Below are 16,164 nucleotides of genomic sequence, written 5' to 3'. Positions count from 1 at the left end.
CAGCAACCGACAAGGTTTGCGTTGGAAAACGTGGCATCAAACATGGCATCAGGAGCGTCCCGATGAACGACATGTCCGCTGTTCCCGCCGTAGCCACCCCCGACGACGATGCTGCCGGCATGCCCGGCGTGCTGGTCGTCGACCACCCGCTCGTGCAGCACAAGGTCACGCTGGTGCGCAGCGAGGAAACCACCACCGACAACTTCCGCCGCCTGGTGCGCGAAATCAGCCAGTTGCTGACCTACGAGGCCACGCGTGACCTGGCGATGGAGACCATCGCCATCCGCACCCCGATCGCGCCGACGCAGTCGCGCGTGCTGTCGGGCAAGAAGCTCTGCCTGGTGTCGATCCTTCGTGCCGGCAACGGCTTCATCGACGGCATGCTGGAGCTGCTGCCGGCGGCGCGCGTCGGCCATATCGGGCTGTACCGCGATCCCGAGACGCTCGAGCCGATCGAGTATTACTTCAAGATGCCCGAAGATATCCACGAGCGCATGGTCATCGTGGTCGATCCGATGCTGGCCACCGGCAATTCCGCCATCGCGGCGCTGAACCGGCTGAAGGAGGCGGGGGTCACCACCATGAAATACGTGTGCCTGATTGCCTCGCGCCCGGGGCTGCGCGCGCTGCGTGCCGCGCATCCCGAGGTGAGCATCGTCACCGCCGCGATCGACGACACGCTCAATGAGCACGGGTATATCGTGCCCGGCCTGGGCGATGCCGGCGACCGGCTCTACGGCACACGCTGATGGACTCGCGCGCCAGCGCCCCATCGCGCCGGCCGCTGCCGATGCACGGCGCGCTGCTTGCGCACGAAGGTCCCGCCGGCCGCATCCGGCAGGAGAACCAGGCCATGATCCTGCGCGCGGCCGAGTATGTGTTCGCGCGCGCGGGGTTTGCCGGCGCCACCATGGCCGAGATCGCGACGCGCGCCGGCGTGCCCAAGTCGAACCTGCACTACTACTTCCGCACCAAGCAGGCGCTGTACCGTGCGGTGCTGGCCCACACGCTGCAGCTGTGGCTGTCGGAGACCGATATCATCCGGGCCGAACTGCCGCCGCAGGTGGCGCTGGAGCAATACATCCGCGCCAAGATGCGGCTGTCCGCCAGCCATCCTGATGCCTCGCGCGTGTTTGCCAACGAGCTGCTGCACGGCGCCCCGGAGATCGGCGAGATCCTGCGCCATGCGCTGCGCGAACTGGTGGCGCGCAAGGCCGCGGTAGTGCAGCAATGGATCGACAGCGGCCAGATGGCGCCGGTTGACCCGCAGCACCTGTTCTTCACCATCTGGGCCGCGACGCAGACCTATGCCGATTTCGAGTCGCAGGTATGCGCGGTGCTCGGCGTGAGCCAGCTGGGGCGGCAGGACTATGCGCAGGCGACCGAGCACCTGGTGGCGCTGCTGCTGCGCGGCTGCGGCCTCGCGCCCGAGGCCATGAGCATGCAGGTGCTGGCCGACGGGCAGGGGTGAGCAAATCGTCCGTACCGTACGAAACGTCCGTACGCGCGCTACCTGCGTCCCGCGCGGCAATGCGATCATGCGCCGTGCTTTTCGTCTGAACCCTTCGCGTCAAGAGGCGCCATGCTCGACCTGATCCTGCGGCACTGCAACCTGCCCGACGGGCGCACCGGCATCGATATCGGCGTTGCCGATGGCCGCATCGCCGCGGTGGAACCGGCGCTGGCCGCGCGGGCCGCAGAGGAAATCGATGCCGCCGGGCAGCTGGTGTCGCCGCCGTTTGTCGACGCGCATTTCCATATGGACTCGACGCTGTCGTACGGGCTGCCGCGCGTGAACCAGTCAGGCACGCTGCTCGAGGGGATTTCGCTGTGGGGCGAACTCAAGCCGATGCTGACGCAGGAAGCGCTGGTCGAACGCGCGCTGGCCTACTGCGACTGGGCCGTCGCGCGCGGGCTGCTGGCGATCCGCTCCCATGTCGACGTCTGCGATCCGCGCCTGCTTGCGGTGGAAGCGCTGCTGCACGTGCGCGAGCGCGTGCGTCCTTACCTCGACCTGCAACTGGTGGCGTTCCCGCAGGACGGCGTGCTGCGCGCGCCCGGCGCGATGCAGAATCTGACGCGCGCGCTGGACATGGGCGTCGACGTGGTCGGCGGCATCCCGCATTTCGAGCGCACCATGGCGCAGGGCGCGGAATCGGTGCGACTGCTGTGCGAACTGGCGGCGGAGCGCGGGCTGCGCGTCGACATGCATTGCGACGAGAGCGACGACCCGCTGTCGCGCCATATCGAGACGCTGGCGAGCGAAACCGTGCGGCTCGGCCTGCATGGCCGCGTGGCTGGCTCGCACCTGACCTCGATGCATTCGATGGACAACTACTACGTGTCCAAGCTGATCCCGCTGATGCGCGAGGCCGGCGTCGCGGCGATCGCCAACCCGCTGATCAATATCACGCTGCAGGGCCGGCATGACAGCTATCCGAAGCGCCGCGGCATGACGCGCGTGCCGGAACTGCTGGCGGCGGGCGTGCCGGTCGCCTTCGGCCACGACTGCGTGATGGACCCGTGGTACGGCCTGGGCTCGGGCGACATGCTCGAAGTCGCGCACATGGGCTTGCACGTCGCGCAGATGACCGGGCAGGAGGCGATGCGGGCCTGCTTTGCCGCGGTGACCGCGACGCCGGCACAAATCCTTGGTCTGGACGGCTACGGCATCGCGCCGGGCTGCCGCGCCGACCTGGTGCTGCTGCAGGCGCGCGACCCGGTCGAGGCGATCCGGCTGCGCGCCACGCGGCTGCGTGTGCTGCGGGCCGGCAAGACCATCGCCAGCACGCCGCCGGCGACGGCGGCGCTGCAACTGCCCGGGCGGCCGGCGCTGGTCGATTTCATGCGGCAGGGTGCCGCGCAGTAGGCCCGGCGGATGCTCCCCCAGGATTTTTGCTGAGAGGTGTTGACACCGCCCGGTGCTGGCGGCATAATTTCGTTCTTCGCATCGCAGCAGCAATGCAGCGAAACGAAGCCCAGATGGCGGAATTGGTAGACGCACTAGGTTCAGGTCCTAGCGGTGGCAACACTGTGGAGGTTCGAGTCCTCTTCTGGGCACCAATATTCGGAAAGGCTCGCGCAAGCGAGCCTTTTTTCGTTTACGGTCTCGATCGCAGGCCCTTCCGATCGACATTCCGCGGCGGCAAGATCAGGCCGCCGGCACCCCTTCCTCGCTCTGCGCTTCGCGCACGCAATTGCGCCCCTCCGCCTTGGCCCGGTACATCGCCGCATCGAACTGTCGCAACTGGCCGGGCCCGCCCACAACGAGCAGCCGTTCGCTTGAGCGCGTGGCATCGACCAGGCTCTGCACTGGCATCGGCTGTCGCGCCGCCACGGGCGCCATGATCTGCGAGGCGATGCGCCCGCCGTACTCGCGCAGGTCGCCCAGCATCTTGCCGGTCAGCGCGGGCGCGGCGAGGCCTTCATGGCAGGCCGACAACTCGCGCACTTGCCAGGCGATGGCGGGCTGCAGCAAGTCGACCACGTCGAACATGCTTTCGACGGCCTGGCGGATCGCCTCCATGTCGCGTTCTGCAAGTGGGCGCGCGGCCAGTTCGTCGATCTCGGCGCGCGCCCGCTGCAACCGCTCGCGCACGCGCTCGACCATCAGTGGCGGCAGGTGGTGGCTATGCAGGCCGAAGGACGGCGCGGGCGCTGTGGTCAGGCGCTGCAGCGCGGCGTCGCTGAGCCCGCGCATGGCGCGCAGCCGGGGGCGCGCGCGGCGCTGTCGGCCAGTGGCGGTTCGCCCAGCACGCTGTTGGCCGGCCCGCGTTCGGCGGACAGCACGTTGGCCGTGTCGAGCACGACGCGGTACGCCGAGATGTCATGGAGGTTCTGCCGTGCGGCCATGAAGGTGCCGAACGAGCGCGCGATCACCAGCGCGGCCAGCGCGAGCGTGCAAAGGCCGCCGACCGCGGTGGCGATTGCCAGCTTTCGCTGCAGGCTGCTGCCGCGCCGTGCCGCCGCCACGGCGCTACGCCGGCGCGTGCGTTGCCACCGTGCCATGGGTTCCGCTCCCGGTTGCTGTGTGCCGGGCAATGCATGAAAGGTTTGTCATTCTCGCCATTATTGACGAAAAAGGATCATTTCAAGCGCAATCCCGCTGCGATTTGATCCCGGCCGCCTGCACCGGCGCGCATTGGCTGTCTGCCGTGCCGGCCGTGCGCGCCATTGTCACCGCGCGCTCACGAACATTCCCCGCTTACGCAAGCGGTTGGATTGACCTATGCTCAAGCTCATCGGGCAAGCAGATATAACGTCCGAAGGTGGTTGCCATGACTATGGTCTTGTCATCATCGAGAGAGAGGGAGGCGGGGTCTTGCCCCGGTTGGCACCCGTGTGCCGCGCATCCGGGTCCGATCCTGCACCACCTGCAATGCTGCAGCATCCTGGCCGTGCTGATGTGTGCGCTGGCCCACGCGGATGATGCGGTTCCCGAAAGGATTGCCGACAGCCACGGCGTCTCCGGCTGGGACCAGCCGCTGCAGGCGCAGGGCATGCCAGCGCCGCTCGCCGGGGCGTCCGAGATGCCCGGGACGCCCGGGACGCCTGAGACGCTGGTGGCCGGCGCCGACATACCGGCCAGCGCCCCTGCATTCTTCAGTAGTACCCCCGAACCGGTCACCATCGAGTACGCGACACGGGCGCCGCAGCAGCCTTCGTCGTCATTGCCGCTTGCGATGGGAGCGGGGCCGGATGACGATGCGCCGGGCCTCGCCGCCGTGGACCGCGACCTCGTCGCCATGGTCGATCGCCCGCGCCGCTTGACGATGCACATGGACGATGTCACCAGCGCCGGCGGCTTTGTCGACGGGCGCGTGCGCACCATGGCGCTGGCTGTCGATGCAGTGGTGCCGCGCGCCGGCGGCCTGACGATCCAGTCGCGGCTGCAGCTGGCGTACCAGCCCGGCATGTCACCGGTCAGCGGCGTGCAGGCGCAGGGCATGCCCGGCGATTCCAGCGCCACCGGCATCGGCGTACGGCTCTATGGCGCGCAGCCGACGCGGCTGGCCGGCATCTATCCGTTCGTTGAAGCCGACTGGTGGCAGGACAGCCGCAAGCAAAGCATCAACATCAACGGCACGAAGATCGATGCCGACCTGCTGCGCGGGCTGTTCTCGTTCAATATCGGCGCGCACGGCAACACGGCGACCGGCGTGAAGCTGTGGTTCAAGGTGAGGGCGGGGCGTAATCCGGGCGGTACGGTCGGTGCCAGGTACCGTTGGTAGTTTCAGAGTGGCGGCGAGCGCTTGCGCACCGGGTGGTGCGCGTCCTTCGCGCAGAGGCGCCATGAACAGAGGCGCCATGAAAAAAGGGCTTCCGTTTCCGGAAGCCCTTTTCCTTTCTGCATAGGTGGCGCGGCTGGCAGGATTCGAACCCACGACCCCTTGGTTCGTAGCCAAGTACTCTATCCAACTGAGCTACAGCCGCACACGAGAGGCCGAATTGTAGCGGAATTTCGGGATTGCGCAAGGGGTTCGCGAAAAAACTTTCATGCCCGCTGCGGGCAATGCGCCGTCCTCTTATGCCGTCTCTTATGCCGTCACTTCAGCCCAGGCACCGTCCGCCTCGCGTGCCTTGCCTTCGTCACGCAGCTTGAGCAGGTGCGCCAGCAGCGAGCGCTGCGCGACCGGATGCATGCGCGGCGGCACGTCGTCATAGACGCGCAGCACCAGCGCTTCGATTGGCGCGGGCCCCAGTTCTCGCAGCGCGGCCGCGACCTTGGCTTCACGTTGCAAGCGGTGGCGGACCAGCAGGCGGATCGCGTCCTGCGGACGCGCGATCAGGAAGCCGTGCCCGGGCGCGAGCCATTCCAGGTCTTCTTCCTGCAAGGCAGCGAGAGAATCGAGGTAGGCGCGCATGTCGCCGTCGGGCGGCCCGATCACGACTGTCGAGCCCTGCATCACGTGGTCGCCGGTGAACAGGGTCTTCTCTTCTTCAAGCAGGTAGCACAGGTGGTTCGACGCGTGGCCCGGCGTATGGCAGACGCGCAGCGTGCAGTGGTCGCCGATGGCGATGCGCTCGCCGTGCGCGAGTTCGCGCTGCGGTGCGAAGCTGGCGTCCTGCCACTGCCCGGCGGGCGCGCCACGGCCAAGTACGACGGCGCCGGTGGCAGCCTGCAGCGCGGCGGCCGCGGGCGAATGGTCGAGGTGCGTGTGCGTGGCGAAAATCCAGCGGATCGGACCCGGCGCCGCGGCCAGGATGGCGCGCACATGTTCGCCGTCATCGGGGCCGGGATCGATCACGGCCCATTCGTTGCGCGCGCCGCCGCCGATCAGGTAGGTGTTGGTGCCGGGGCCGGTCATCACGCTGCCGTTGTTAGCGGTGACGCGCCAGACACGCTCGGACAGCTGCACCGGCAAGCCGGGGCACAGTTCGTAACGGCCATGGTGCTTGCCCTCGGGATCGATGCGGCCGATCTCGGCATAGCATGGCTCGTTGGGCATCACCGGCCGTACGCCGGCAGCGCCCGTGGCCAGCCGCGGCATGATGCAGGCGATGCCGCGCAACTGGGCGGCATAGGCGAAGCAGGCCTCGGCGTTCTCGAATTGCGCGATTGCCGCCAGCGTCCGGCGCGTGACATGCATCAGCGTCAGCCCGCTGGCCGGATCGGCAGCTTCGGCGGGGCGGATCCAGCGGTGTTCGACAATCTCGGCGCCGTCGGCGACCACCTCCTGGCCTTCCGGCGCGATGGCGACGAAGAAGCGCGTATCGAAGCGCTTGGGCAGGCCCGGTGGCGTGAGCCAGTAACTGTGGTAGGCGAGCCGGTCAGTTGCCAGCCTCAGTCCCAACTGCTCGCACGCATGCGCCAGCCCGGGCCCGCCGCGCTGCACGGCGGCGCGCAGCAGCGCCTGCTGTCCGGCGTCGAGGGCATCGGGCGACAGCGGGCGTCCGTCGCTGCCATAGGCAAGCAGCACGCCGGCTTCTTCGAAGCATTCGCGCACCGCGGCGACGTAGAAGTCCAGGCCGCCGGCCGGCAGGCCCAGGCGCTCGCTCGCGACGATGTCGTCAAGGCCCTGGGCATGCGCATGCAGCGCCTTGTCTTGCAGCGCGTCTAGCGTGCCGCCGGGAAACACGTAGGCGCCGCTGCTGCGGTCGTTGGCGCGCTCGACGCGGCGGACCAGCAGGACTTCCATGCCGGCGGGCGCGTCGCGCACGACCAGCAGGCTGGCGGCATTGCGCAGCAAAGGCGCGGGGATGGCGGTGGTGGCAGGGCGTGCGCCGCTTGTCTCTGTGGTTGTCATTGTGTCGGCATCGTGATGTCTTGCGGCGCCGCGCGCTGCGCGCCGGCGCCGGGAGCCGATAGTGTAGCCGCGTTGAAAGATTCGCAATCGCGGGCAAATCCGGATGCAGCGGGCGCCGCCGGGGCCCGCCCGGCTTTGGCTTTTCTGCCCGAAGGCATTAATCTGATAGCTCCGCTTCACTTTTTGGGAGGGCGCGAAGGTGCGCGCTCCCGCTGCGAGGAGGTCCGCGTGAACCGAGCTTCAATCCTGTGCCTGCCGCTGGCGTGCCTGCTGGCCGCCTGCGAAACGCCGCCGCAGACCGCGCCGCGTCCGGTCGCGCCCGCCACCACGCGCATCACGGTGGATTCGCAGACCGTGTCCACGGCGGCCTCGGGCGCCTGCGAGCCGGCCGTCGCCGAAGCGCTCAAGCGTCGCTATCCGCAGCCAGGCAGCGTCATGCTGATGGCCGACCGCGAGCAGTACTACCAGCGCCCCAACGCGCAGACCTCGGTCAATGGCGAAGGCGTGTTCGAGCCTGACGACAGTTCGTCGGCGATCAGCTTCCACTATGCCTGCCTGTACAACGCGCGCACGGGCAAGGTCGACGATGTGCAGATGCGGTATTGAGCTGGCCCGCGCAGTCATTCCGGGCTCCATGGCCTTGGCCAAACGGTCCAGCGGCCACGGCGATCCCGCCACGGGTGCTTTCCCGTTGCGCGCAGCGGACACCTTGTGCTTCCATCGTGCTCGATACGTGCATTATCATGCACGATTTTCCGCGCGCTCCGCCTTGCGTGTGCTTGCCCGCGCTCCCCTACGCGCGAGTAATTGACACGGCGCAGGGGGAGGGACAAGATGCGGAAGCAAACAGATGCGTCTCCCGGACGACATGTCGGCAGTCATAGCCGCAACCCGGGAAAAGTCGCGAGAAACGGGAACGGGGTCATGAAGCCTTCATTTCGCCTTATGGCGAGCGCGGTCACGCTCGCAGTCATGCTTTCCGGCTGCGCCAGCGCGCCGGATTCGTCCGCCATCCAGGCGGCCGCCGCCATTGAACAGCCACCGTCCGACCAGGCCATGAAGGCCCTGTCGGCCGAGGTGTTCACCTATGCCTATCCGCTGGTGCTGATGGACGTGACGCGCGAGCTGATGACGCTGCGCACGCCGGTCAACACCTTCACCCACAAGCGCACGTTCCCGGACGCCAGCTTCACCGATGTGGTCAGCCCTAACGCCGACACGCTGTCTTCGTCGGCATGGCTGGACCTGTCGCGCGAGCCGGTGATCCTGTCCGTGCCCGACACGCAAGGGCGCTTTTACCTGATGCCGCTGATGGATGCGTGGACCAATGTGTTTGCCTCGCCGGGCAAGCGCACCACCGGCACCCGTCGCGGCATTTTCGCCATCACCGGCCCCGACTGGCGCGGTACGCTGCCCAAGGGCGTGCAGGAGATCCGCTCGCCGACTTCGATGGTCTGGCTGATCGGGCGCACCCAGGCCAACGGCAAGCAGGATTATCCGGCGGTGCACCGGCTGCAGGACCAGTACCGGCTGACGCCGCTGTCCGCCTGGGGTGGCGGCCGCCGCGTGCCCGAGCGCCCCGCGCCGCGCGCCGCTGCGGTCGACACGCAGAGTTCGCCGGTGGAGCAGGTCGCGGCGATGGACGCCCAGGCCTTCTTCACGCGCTTCGCCGCGCTGCTGCCGGCCAATCCGCCGGCGCCGGGCGACAGCGCCATGGTGGAGAAGCTGCGGCGCATGGGCATCCACCCTGGCGTGCCGTTCAAGACCACGGTGTTGGAACCGACGACCGCGCGCGCGGTGCAGGAAGGCGCGACCGCGGCGCTGGCGGCGATCGTGCAGGGCGCGCGCAAGGGTAATGCCGATGCCGGCAACGGCTGGGTCATGCACCGCGATCTCGGCAACTATGGCACCAACTATGCCCGCCGCGCGGTGACCGCGTGGGTGGGGCTGGGCGCCAACCTCCCGGAAGATGCGATCTACGCGTCGGCACGCACCGATGCCAACGGCACGCCGTTGCAGGGCGGGGCGCGCTATGTGCTGCATTTCGACAAGGGCCAGCTGCCGCCGGCACGCGCATTCTGGTCGCTGACGCTCTACAACGACCGGCAGGCCTTCATCCCTAACCCGATGCAGCGCTACGCCCTCAGCAGCCGCGACCGCCTGCGCTACAACCGCGACGGCTCGCTCGACATCTATATCCAGCACGAACGCCCGGCAGGCGCCAGGGCCGCCAACTGGCTGCCGGCTCCGCCCGACGGACTGAACATGATGTTGCGCGCGTACTGGCCGGAGCAGGCGCTGCTCGATGGCAGCTGGATGCCGCCGGCGGTGATGCGGGTGAACTGAAACAGGCGAGTATCTCGCCCCCACTGCCATTTGTGGGAGTGGGAACAAGATCTCCAACTTTGTCAGTACGCAAAAAAAGGCCGCATGCCCGTGGGCATGCGGCCTTTCTTGTTTGACTGCGCGAGGTGCGGGGTCGCTCAGTGCGCGTGCGTCGCGCAGGCGGTGCAGGCGGTGCCGCCGGCAGGCGTCGCGCCGACGTGGCCGGCCGGCTTGCCGACCCGCTTCCACGCCATCGTGCCGGGGCTGGACCAGCGCTCGCGCAGCGCGCGCGCCGCACTGACCATGTTGGCCAGCGCCGTCTCGGTTTCTTCCCAGCCGCGCGTCTTCAGGCCGCAGTCCGGATTGACCCACAAGCGCTGCGGCGGCACCACCTCGCAGGCACGGTCGAGCAGCCGCTCCATCGCCTGCACCGACGGCACGCGCGGCGAGTGGATGTCGTAGACGCCGGGCCCGATCTCGTTGGGGTAGTCGAAGTCGCCAAAGCCTTCCAGCAGTTCCATCGCCGAGCGCGAAGTCTCGATGGTGATCACGTCGGCGTCCAGTGCAGCGATCGACGGCAGGATGTCGTTGAACTCGGCGTAGCACATATGCGTGTGGATCTGGGTCTGGTCCTTGACGCCGCTGGCCGACAGGCGGAAAGCGGTGACCGCCCAGTCCAGGTACGCGTCCCAGTCGCCGCGGCGCAGCGGCAGGCCTTCGCGCAGCGCGGGTTCGTCGATCTGGATCACGCGGATGCCGGCGTGTTCCAGGTCGCACACCTCGTCGCGGATGGCCAGTGCAAGCTGGCGTGCGGTGGTTGCGCGCGGCTGGTCGTCGCGCACGAACGACCATTGCAGCATGGTGATCGGACCGGTGAGCATGCCCTTCATCGGCCGCTCGGTCAGCGACTGCGCGTAGCGGGTGGTGTCCACCGTCATCGGCTCCGGCCGGTACACATCGCCGTAGATCACCGGCGGCTTGACGCAGCGCGAGCCATAGCTCTGCACCCAGCCGTTCTCGGTAAAGCCGTAGCCGCACAGCTGCTCGCCGAAATACTCGACCATGTCGTTGCGCTCGGCCTCGCCGTGGACCAGCACGTCCAGGCCCAGTTCTTCCTGCTTGCGCACGGCCAGCGCGATTTCGGCGCGGATGCGCTCCAGGTACTCCAGCGCGCCGATGTCGCCGCGCTTGAAGGCCGCTCGGGTCTGGCGAATGGCCGCGGTCTGCGGGAACGAGCCGATGGTGGTGGTCGGCAGCAGCGGCAGCTGCAGCGCCTCGCGCTGGCGCTCGATGCGTTGTGCGAACGGGCTGGCGCGGCGGGCCATGTCGGCGCTCACGCCGGCCAGGCGCTGCTGCACGCGCGGGTTGACCACGCGGCGCGATTGCCGGCGCGAGGCCTGCACGGCGTCGGACGCGGCCAGCTGCGCGGCGACGGCGGCGTCGCCTTCGTTGAGCGCGCGTGCCAGCAGCTGCAGTTCGCCGAGCTTCTCGGTGGCGAAGGCCAGCCACGACTTCAGCTCGGCATCGAGGCGCACTTCATGCGCCAGCGACACCGGCACATGCAGCAGCGAGCATGACGGGGCCAGCCACAGGCGATCGCCGAGCGCCGCCTGCACGGGGCGCAGCGTGTCGAGCACGCGGCGCAGATCGGTGCGCCAGATATTGCGGCCGTCGATGACGCCGGCGGACAGCACGGCATGCGCCGGCAGTGCGGCCTGCCATGCGGCCAACTGGGCCGGAGCGCGCACCAGGTCGATGTGGAAGCCGTCGACCGGCAGCGCGGCGGCGCGCGCGGCGTGGTCGGCGGCGGTGTCGAAGTACGTCGCCAGCAGCAGCTTCGGGCCAGCGTCGCGCAGGCCGTCGTAGGCGCTGTCGAAGGCATCGAGCCACGCGGGCTCCAGGTCCAGGCACAGTGCGGGTTCGTCGATCTGCACCCACTCGATGCCACGCGCCTTCAGCTGGCCGAGGATGCGGCGGTAGGCCTGCACCAGCTTCGGCAGCAGCGAGAGGCGGTCGAAGCCGGCCACGTGGCTCTTGGACAGCCACAGGTAGGTGACCGGGCCCACCAGCACCGGGCGCGCGCGCAAGCCCTGCGCCAGCGCTTCGTCGGTTTCCTCGAAGAACCAGGCCGGGCCGCCGTCGAAGGTGGTGTCGGCATCCAGCTCGGGGACCAGGTAGTGGTAGTTGGTGTCGAACCACTTGGTCATTTCCATTGCCGGCTGCTCGCGGTTGCCGCGCGCCAGCTCGAAATAATGCGTCAGCGTCAGCTGCGCGGGATCGAAGCCGAACCGGCGCGGCAGTGCGCCCAGCAGCGCGGTCAGGCTGAGCATCTGGTCGTAATAGGCGAAGTCGCCGGTGGCGACGGTGTCCAGGCCGCGCTCGGCCTGCAGTTGCCAGTGCCGGCGGCGCAGTTGCGCGGCCACCTCGCGCAGCGTGGCTTCGCTGCTTTCACCGCGCCAGAAGGACTCCTGCGCGAATTTCAGTTCGCGGCGTTCGCCGATGCGGGGAAAGCCGAGGATATGGGTGCGTGCCATGGGGAACTTGCTCCGGAAGATGACTGGCGCACAGTGTCGGTTTCCCCATAAAATGAATCAAGCGACAAGTTTTAAACAACATATGAATCCATTTCATACGACAAGAGGGCGGTCCCGCGCCCTGGCCTGCGCATGATCGAAGTCCGCCATTTCCGCTCGCTGGTTGCGATTGCCGAATCCGGCAAGCTCGCCACCGCGGCCGAGCGCGTGCATGTCAGCCAGTCGGCGCTGTCACACCAGATCAAGGCGATCGAGGCGCACTACGGCCTGCCGCTGTTCGACCGGACCCGGCAGGGGCTGCGTTTCACGCCGGCGGGCGAACGCCTGCTGGCACTGGCGCGGGAGGTGCTGGCCGCGGTCAGCGCGGCCGAGCGCGATATCGAACGGCTCAAGGGCGACACCCGCGGCGAACTGCGCGTGGTGCTGGAGTGCCATACCTGCTTTGACTGGCTGATGCCGGTGATGGACGAATTCCGCCGCCGTTGGCCCGAGGTGGAGGTGGACCTGGTGGCGGGCTTCCATGCCGACCCGATCTCGCTGCTCAGCGAAGGCCGCGCCGACATGGTGATCGGCTCGCAGCCGGCGGTGCGGCGCGGGCTCGACGTCGCGCCGCTGTTCCGCTTCGAGATCCTGGCGGTGATCGCCAACGAACACCGGCTGCGCAACAAGCGGCGCATCGACGCCGCCGACCTGGCCGGCGAGACGCTGATCACCTACCCGGTGCCGGAGCAGCGCATCGACCTGATCCGCGAGGTGCTGGAACCCGCCGGCATCCGGCTGCAGCGGCGCACGGCGGAACTGACGGTGGCTGTGCTGCAACTGGTGGCGAGCCGGCGCGGCGTGGCGGCATTGCCCAACTGGGGCGTGAAGAACTACGTCGACCACGACTACGTGCTGGCCAAGCGGATCGGCGCCAGGGGGCTGTGGAGCGAGCTCTATGCGACGGTTCCGGCGCCGCTGGCGCGCCGGCCTTACATGGCGGATTTTGTCGCGATCGTGCGTGACACGTGCGCGGCGCAGCTCGACGGCATTGAACTGCTGCCGGCCTAGCGCAGGCGGCTAGGCCGGCAGCGCCAATCCGGCGTCGCTGCTCACCTGTGGGGTGGCGGCGCGCGGCGCGGCAGTAGACCCGCATTGCGCTTCGCTGTCCGGGTCGTCGACGTCCGCGCCCAGCACGGCCATGTCGATGCCGCTCTCCAGCCGGCGCAGGAACAGCCACAGCAGGCTGGCATCGGCCGCGGTCAAGGTTGCATGCAGCACCGGCTTACTCGCCGTGTGAAAGCGGGGCGAGTCGAAGCGCAACTGTTCAGGTGCCAGTCCGGTGCGGCGGGCGCTGGCAAACACCCACTCCATCGCGCCGAACGGGTCGGTGCTGTCGAGTTGCAGGGAAAGGCGCAGGGTGGGAAGGACAGTGGCTGGCATGTGGCGATTCCGGCAGATCATCTGATGAGGTTAATTTACCAGCCGGACTGCAAAATGAGCTTCTTTCTTTTCTCCAATATCCTGGGATATGAAAAAGAAGCATCTGCATATGGCAGAATTCTCAGAATATTCTTTCGATAAAAAGCGTAGCCATGGTGCAACCTCCCAAGCTCGACGACACCGACCGGCGCATCCTGCGCGAACTCCGCCGCGACGGCCGGCTGTCCAATGCGAAGCTGGCCGAGCAGGTCGGCCTGTCCGCCACGCCTTGCTGGAACCGGGTGCGCGCGCTCGAGGAAGGCGGGGTCATCGAAGGCTATGCGGCGCTCCTGAACCAGAAAGCCTTGGGATTGCCGGACACGGTCCTGATCGAGGTCACCCTGGAGCGGCACGACGACGACATGCTGTACCGCTTCGGCCAGGCGCTGGCCGAGCTGCCTGAAGTGATGGAGGCCTACCTGCTGACCGGGGACTATGACTACCTGATCAAGGTCGCCGTTGCCGGGACGCAAGGCTATGAGGAATTCCTGCGCCACAAGCTGTACAAGCTGCCCGGGCTGCGCCACAGCCGCTCGACCTTCGTGCTGCGCACGCTGAAGCGCGAGCCCTCGGTCGAACCCTGAGCCGCCAGCCGGCGCAGCAGATGGCTACGCCGTCCGCATCACTTCGGCCGTGGAGTTGCGCAGCGCGCGCATCGCATCGTCGCATTGCTGGGAGGAGATGGGGTGGACCAGCAGCGCCCAGCGGCCGTGCTGCACAGCGTCGCGCACGGGTGTGATGACCAGTTGATGGTCGGGACGGGCGGTAGCCAGGCCAGCCAGCAGCATGCCAAGCACGATGCCGATGAAAATCGCCGCGCCGGCCGCCGGGCCCGGGTTCTGGATCACGGCATCTACCTCCTGCCGGTGCAGGATGCCGATCACCGCGAGGCCGATCACGGCGCCGAGCGCGCCCAGCATCAGGTGCGAACGTACTGCCGTGCGCACGATGCCGTCGTTGTCGGGCTCGAGCTTGCGCCCGAAGTGTGCTTCGTAAGGATGCACCAGCCGGACCTGGCCACGCTTCAGGTGCGCCTCGTAGCACACCCGCTAGGCGGCGCTGTTCGCTGCTGACTTGGTGTCGAACAGCGCGGCAATCCTGGTGCTGGCTTCTTCCCCAATCAGTGGATTCCGGGTCATGGCGAACTCCTGAAGATATGATGCCGGATGCCCGCCAGGTTGCGGCCGGTGCCCGGCTTCCGTCTCTGTAAACAAGTCTAGAGACCATTGTGAAGCGGTTGCATAAGTCGGTCGCGCGCCCTGCTGTAGGAATATGCCGACGACCCGCAACGGTGCATTCCATGCCCGAATCAAGCGCGAACGCGCAATTCCGCTCATAATGTCGCCGGTGCCGGGCCGCCCCGTGCCCATTGAAAAGAATTCCGGTATGAATGACACAGAAATTGAGCTGATCGATTCGGCACGCCTGCCGACGCGATTTGGTGACTTCACGGCACACGCCTTCAAGGGCGCTCACTCAGGTATTGAACACCTGGCCCTCAGCGTGGGCGAGGTGGCGGGCGACGACGTCCTGATCCGCATGCACTCCGAATGCCTGACCGGAGATGTCTTCGGTTCCTGCCGCTGCGACTGCGGCCCGCAACTGGAACTGGCCATGGAAAAGATCGCGGCCGAGGGCCGCGGCATCCTGCTGTACCTGCGTGGCCACGAAGGCCGCGGCATCGGCCTGGCCGAGAAGATCCGCGCCTACCGCCTGCAGGACGGTGGGCTCGATACCGTCGACGCCAACCTGGCGCTGGGCCAGGCCATCGACGCGCGCAACTATGCCTTTGCGGCCGACCTGCTGCACCAGTGGGGCGTCACGTCGGTGCGGCTGATGAGCAATAACCCGCTCAAGGCCGCCGCGCTGGAAAAGGCCGGCATCAGGGTCAACGAGCAGCTGCGGCACATCGTGCCGTCCAATGCCGAGAACGAGAAATACCTGGCGACCAAGCGCACGCGCATGGGACACCTGCTCGACTGACGACGGCCGGCCAGGCGGCTTGCCGGGTGACTTCCCGGCTGCCCACGGGCCCGTCAGGACGAAGCGCGACGGGCTTTTTCCTCACATGATTCCTGCCGGAGTCGGCCGGCACCGCGTTTCCGGGCGCTGGCGGATACGCTGTCGCGGCAGTGGACTGCCGGGGCGGCACGATGCCTGCGCCGCGCCGGCAATCCGTTCTCCTAGCTTTCGGGGATTTCCTGGTCGGCGCCCTCACGCGGGACCACTTCGGCCGCGATGCGCTCGCCCAGATCCCGTTGTGCGACCTTCAGGTCGTAGGTCACCTGCAAATTCATCCACGAGCGCGCATCTCCACCGAAATAGCGCGTCAGGCGCAACGCGGTGTCGGGCGTAATGCCGCGCTGTTCGCGCACGATCTCGTTGATGCGAGCCGGTGTCACACGTAGCGCCAGTGCCAGGGCATTGGCGCTCATGCCCAGCGGCACCAAGTATTCCTCGCGCAAGATTTCACCCGGATGGATAGGGCGCATGCCGTTTTCAAAGCGGGCCATGTTGCAGTCCTCAGTGATAGTCAATGATCTCGACAGCCGCGGGGCCGTCATGGGTCCAGATGAAGCAGATCCTCCACTGGCCAT

The 16,164-nt window shown here is 67.6% G+C and carries 16 protein-coding genes and 2 tRNA genes; 10 read left to right on the top strand and 8 right to left on the bottom strand.

The genetic code is table 11. From position 1 onward, the window contains the following. Nucleotides 1-62: 62 nt before the first annotated feature. From upp to CTP10_RS25460, 4 genes are all read left to right on the top strand, one after another. On the top strand, nucleotides 63-749 hold the full coding sequence (upp, locus tag CTP10_RS25475; RefSeq protein WP_116321480.1) for a uracil phosphoribosyltransferase: 687 nt from the start codon (nucleotides 63-65) through the stop codon (nucleotides 747-749). Then, nucleotides 749-1,471: a TetR/AcrR family transcriptional regulator gene (locus tag CTP10_RS25470; RefSeq protein ID WP_116321479.1), complete on the top strand. Its 723-nt coding sequence runs from the start codon at nucleotides 749-751 to the stop codon at nucleotides 1,469-1,471. The genes upp and CTP10_RS25470 overlap by 1 nt, the downstream gene beginning before the upstream one ends. A gap of 111 nt (nucleotides 1,472-1,582) precedes the next feature. Continuing rightward, entirely contained in the window at nucleotides 1,583-2,869 is a 1,287-nt protein-coding gene (locus CTP10_RS25465) for an amidohydrolase family protein (protein ID WP_116321478.1), read from the top strand. A gap of 107 nt (nucleotides 2,870-2,976) precedes the next feature. After that, nucleotides 2,977-3,063: transfer RNA gene (locus CTP10_RS25460), tRNA-Leu, on the top strand. Nucleotides 3,064-3,151: 88 nt separating this feature from the next. Here CTP10_RS25460 and CTP10_RS25455 read toward each other — a convergent pair. Next, a complete protein-coding gene (locus CTP10_RS25455) occupies nucleotides 3,152-3,700 on the bottom strand; it encodes a hypothetical protein (RefSeq protein WP_233528236.1) in 549 nt (182 codons plus the stop codon). After that, the gene (locus CTP10_RS25450) at nucleotides 3,664-4,008 is read right to left on the bottom strand and encodes a hypothetical protein (protein WP_233528235.1); all 345 of its coding nucleotides are present in this window, start codon (nucleotides 4,006-4,008) and stop codon (nucleotides 3,664-3,666) included. The genes CTP10_RS25455 and CTP10_RS25450 overlap by 37 nt, the downstream gene beginning before the upstream one ends. Nucleotides 4,009-4,277: 269 nt before the next feature. Between CTP10_RS25450 and CTP10_RS25445 the strand changes: the two genes are divergently transcribed. Beyond that, entirely contained in the window at nucleotides 4,278-5,231 is a 954-nt protein-coding gene (locus CTP10_RS25445) for a hydrolase (RefSeq protein ID WP_116321477.1), read from the top strand. 125 nt (nucleotides 5,232-5,356) lie between these two features. On the opposite strand, the gene CTP10_RS25440 is transcribed toward CTP10_RS25445, so the two are convergent. Continuing rightward, nucleotides 5,357-5,433 (bottom strand) — tRNA-Arg (locus CTP10_RS25440). A gap of 104 nt (nucleotides 5,434-5,537) precedes the next feature. Beyond that, a complete protein-coding gene (locus CTP10_RS25435; RefSeq protein ID WP_116321476.1) occupies nucleotides 5,538-7,247 on the bottom strand; it encodes an MBL fold metallo-hydrolase in 1,710 nt (569 codons plus the stop codon). A 228-nt stretch (nucleotides 7,248-7,475) separates the two neighbouring features. Here CTP10_RS25435 and CTP10_RS25430 point away from each other — a divergent pair, with 228 nt between their 5' ends. Both CTP10_RS25430 and CTP10_RS25425 read left to right on the top strand, forming a co-directional pair. Further along, entirely contained in the window at nucleotides 7,476-7,853 is a 378-nt protein-coding gene (locus CTP10_RS25430; protein ID WP_116321475.1) for a short-chain fatty acid transporter, read from the top strand. A 318-nt stretch (nucleotides 7,854-8,171) separates the two neighbouring features. After that, nucleotides 8,172-9,593, top strand: coding sequence for a DUF1254 domain-containing protein (locus CTP10_RS25425; protein ID WP_116321474.1), 1,422 nt, complete (start codon nucleotides 8,172-8,174; stop codon nucleotides 9,591-9,593). A gap of 137 nt (nucleotides 9,594-9,730) precedes the next feature. Here CTP10_RS25425 and metE read toward each other — a convergent pair whose 3' ends face one another. Continuing rightward, complete coding sequence (metE, locus tag CTP10_RS25420; protein ID WP_116321473.1) at nucleotides 9,731-12,106, bottom strand: 5-methyltetrahydropteroyltriglutamate--homocysteine S-methyltransferase; 2,376 nt, start codon at nucleotides 12,104-12,106, stop codon at nucleotides 9,731-9,733. A 132-nt stretch (nucleotides 12,107-12,238) separates the two neighbouring features. Between metE and CTP10_RS25415 the strand changes: the two genes are divergently transcribed. After that, complete coding sequence (locus CTP10_RS25415) at nucleotides 12,239-13,156, top strand: LysR family transcriptional regulator (RefSeq protein WP_116321472.1); 918 nt, start codon at nucleotides 12,239-12,241, stop codon at nucleotides 13,154-13,156. A 9-nt stretch (nucleotides 13,157-13,165) separates the two neighbouring features. Here CTP10_RS25415 and CTP10_RS25410 read toward each other — a convergent pair whose 3' ends face one another. Next, nucleotides 13,166-13,528, bottom strand: coding sequence for an AsnC family transcriptional regulator (locus CTP10_RS25410; RefSeq protein WP_116321471.1), 363 nt, complete (start codon nucleotides 13,526-13,528; stop codon nucleotides 13,166-13,168). A 152-nt stretch (nucleotides 13,529-13,680) separates the two neighbouring features. Between CTP10_RS25410 and CTP10_RS25405 the strand changes: the two genes are divergently transcribed. After that, entirely contained in the window at nucleotides 13,681-14,151 is a 471-nt protein-coding gene (locus CTP10_RS25405) for an Lrp/AsnC family transcriptional regulator (protein ID WP_116321470.1), read from the top strand. Nucleotides 14,152-14,175: 24 nt separating this feature from the next. Here CTP10_RS25405 and CTP10_RS25400 read toward each other — a convergent pair whose 3' ends face one another. Then, a complete protein-coding gene (locus tag CTP10_RS25400; protein WP_233528234.1) occupies nucleotides 14,176-14,571 on the bottom strand; it encodes a riboflavin biosynthesis protein RibA in 396 nt (131 codons plus the stop codon). 382 nt (nucleotides 14,572-14,953) lie between these two features. On the opposite strand from CTP10_RS25400, the gene ribA reads away from it, so the two are divergent. Further along, nucleotides 14,954-15,550, top strand: coding sequence for a GTP cyclohydrolase II (gene ribA / locus CTP10_RS25395; RefSeq protein WP_116321501.1), 597 nt, complete (start codon nucleotides 14,954-14,956; stop codon nucleotides 15,548-15,550). Nucleotides 15,551-15,750: 200 nt separating this feature from the next. Here ribA and CTP10_RS25390 read toward each other — a convergent pair whose 3' ends face one another. Further along, on the bottom strand, nucleotides 15,751-16,080 hold the full coding sequence (locus CTP10_RS25390) for a HigA family addiction module antitoxin (protein ID WP_116321469.1): 330 nt from the start codon (nucleotides 16,078-16,080) through the stop codon (nucleotides 15,751-15,753). Between the last annotated feature and the right edge of the window lie 84 nt (nucleotides 16,081-16,164).

This window comes from Cupriavidus sp. P-10 (assembly GCF_003402535.2).
Taxonomy (GTDB): domain Bacteria; phylum Pseudomonadota; class Gammaproteobacteria; order Burkholderiales; family Burkholderiaceae; genus Cupriavidus.
Note: the sequence above shows the minus strand (reverse complement) of the source record. Positions and strands in the feature narration are given on the sequence as shown.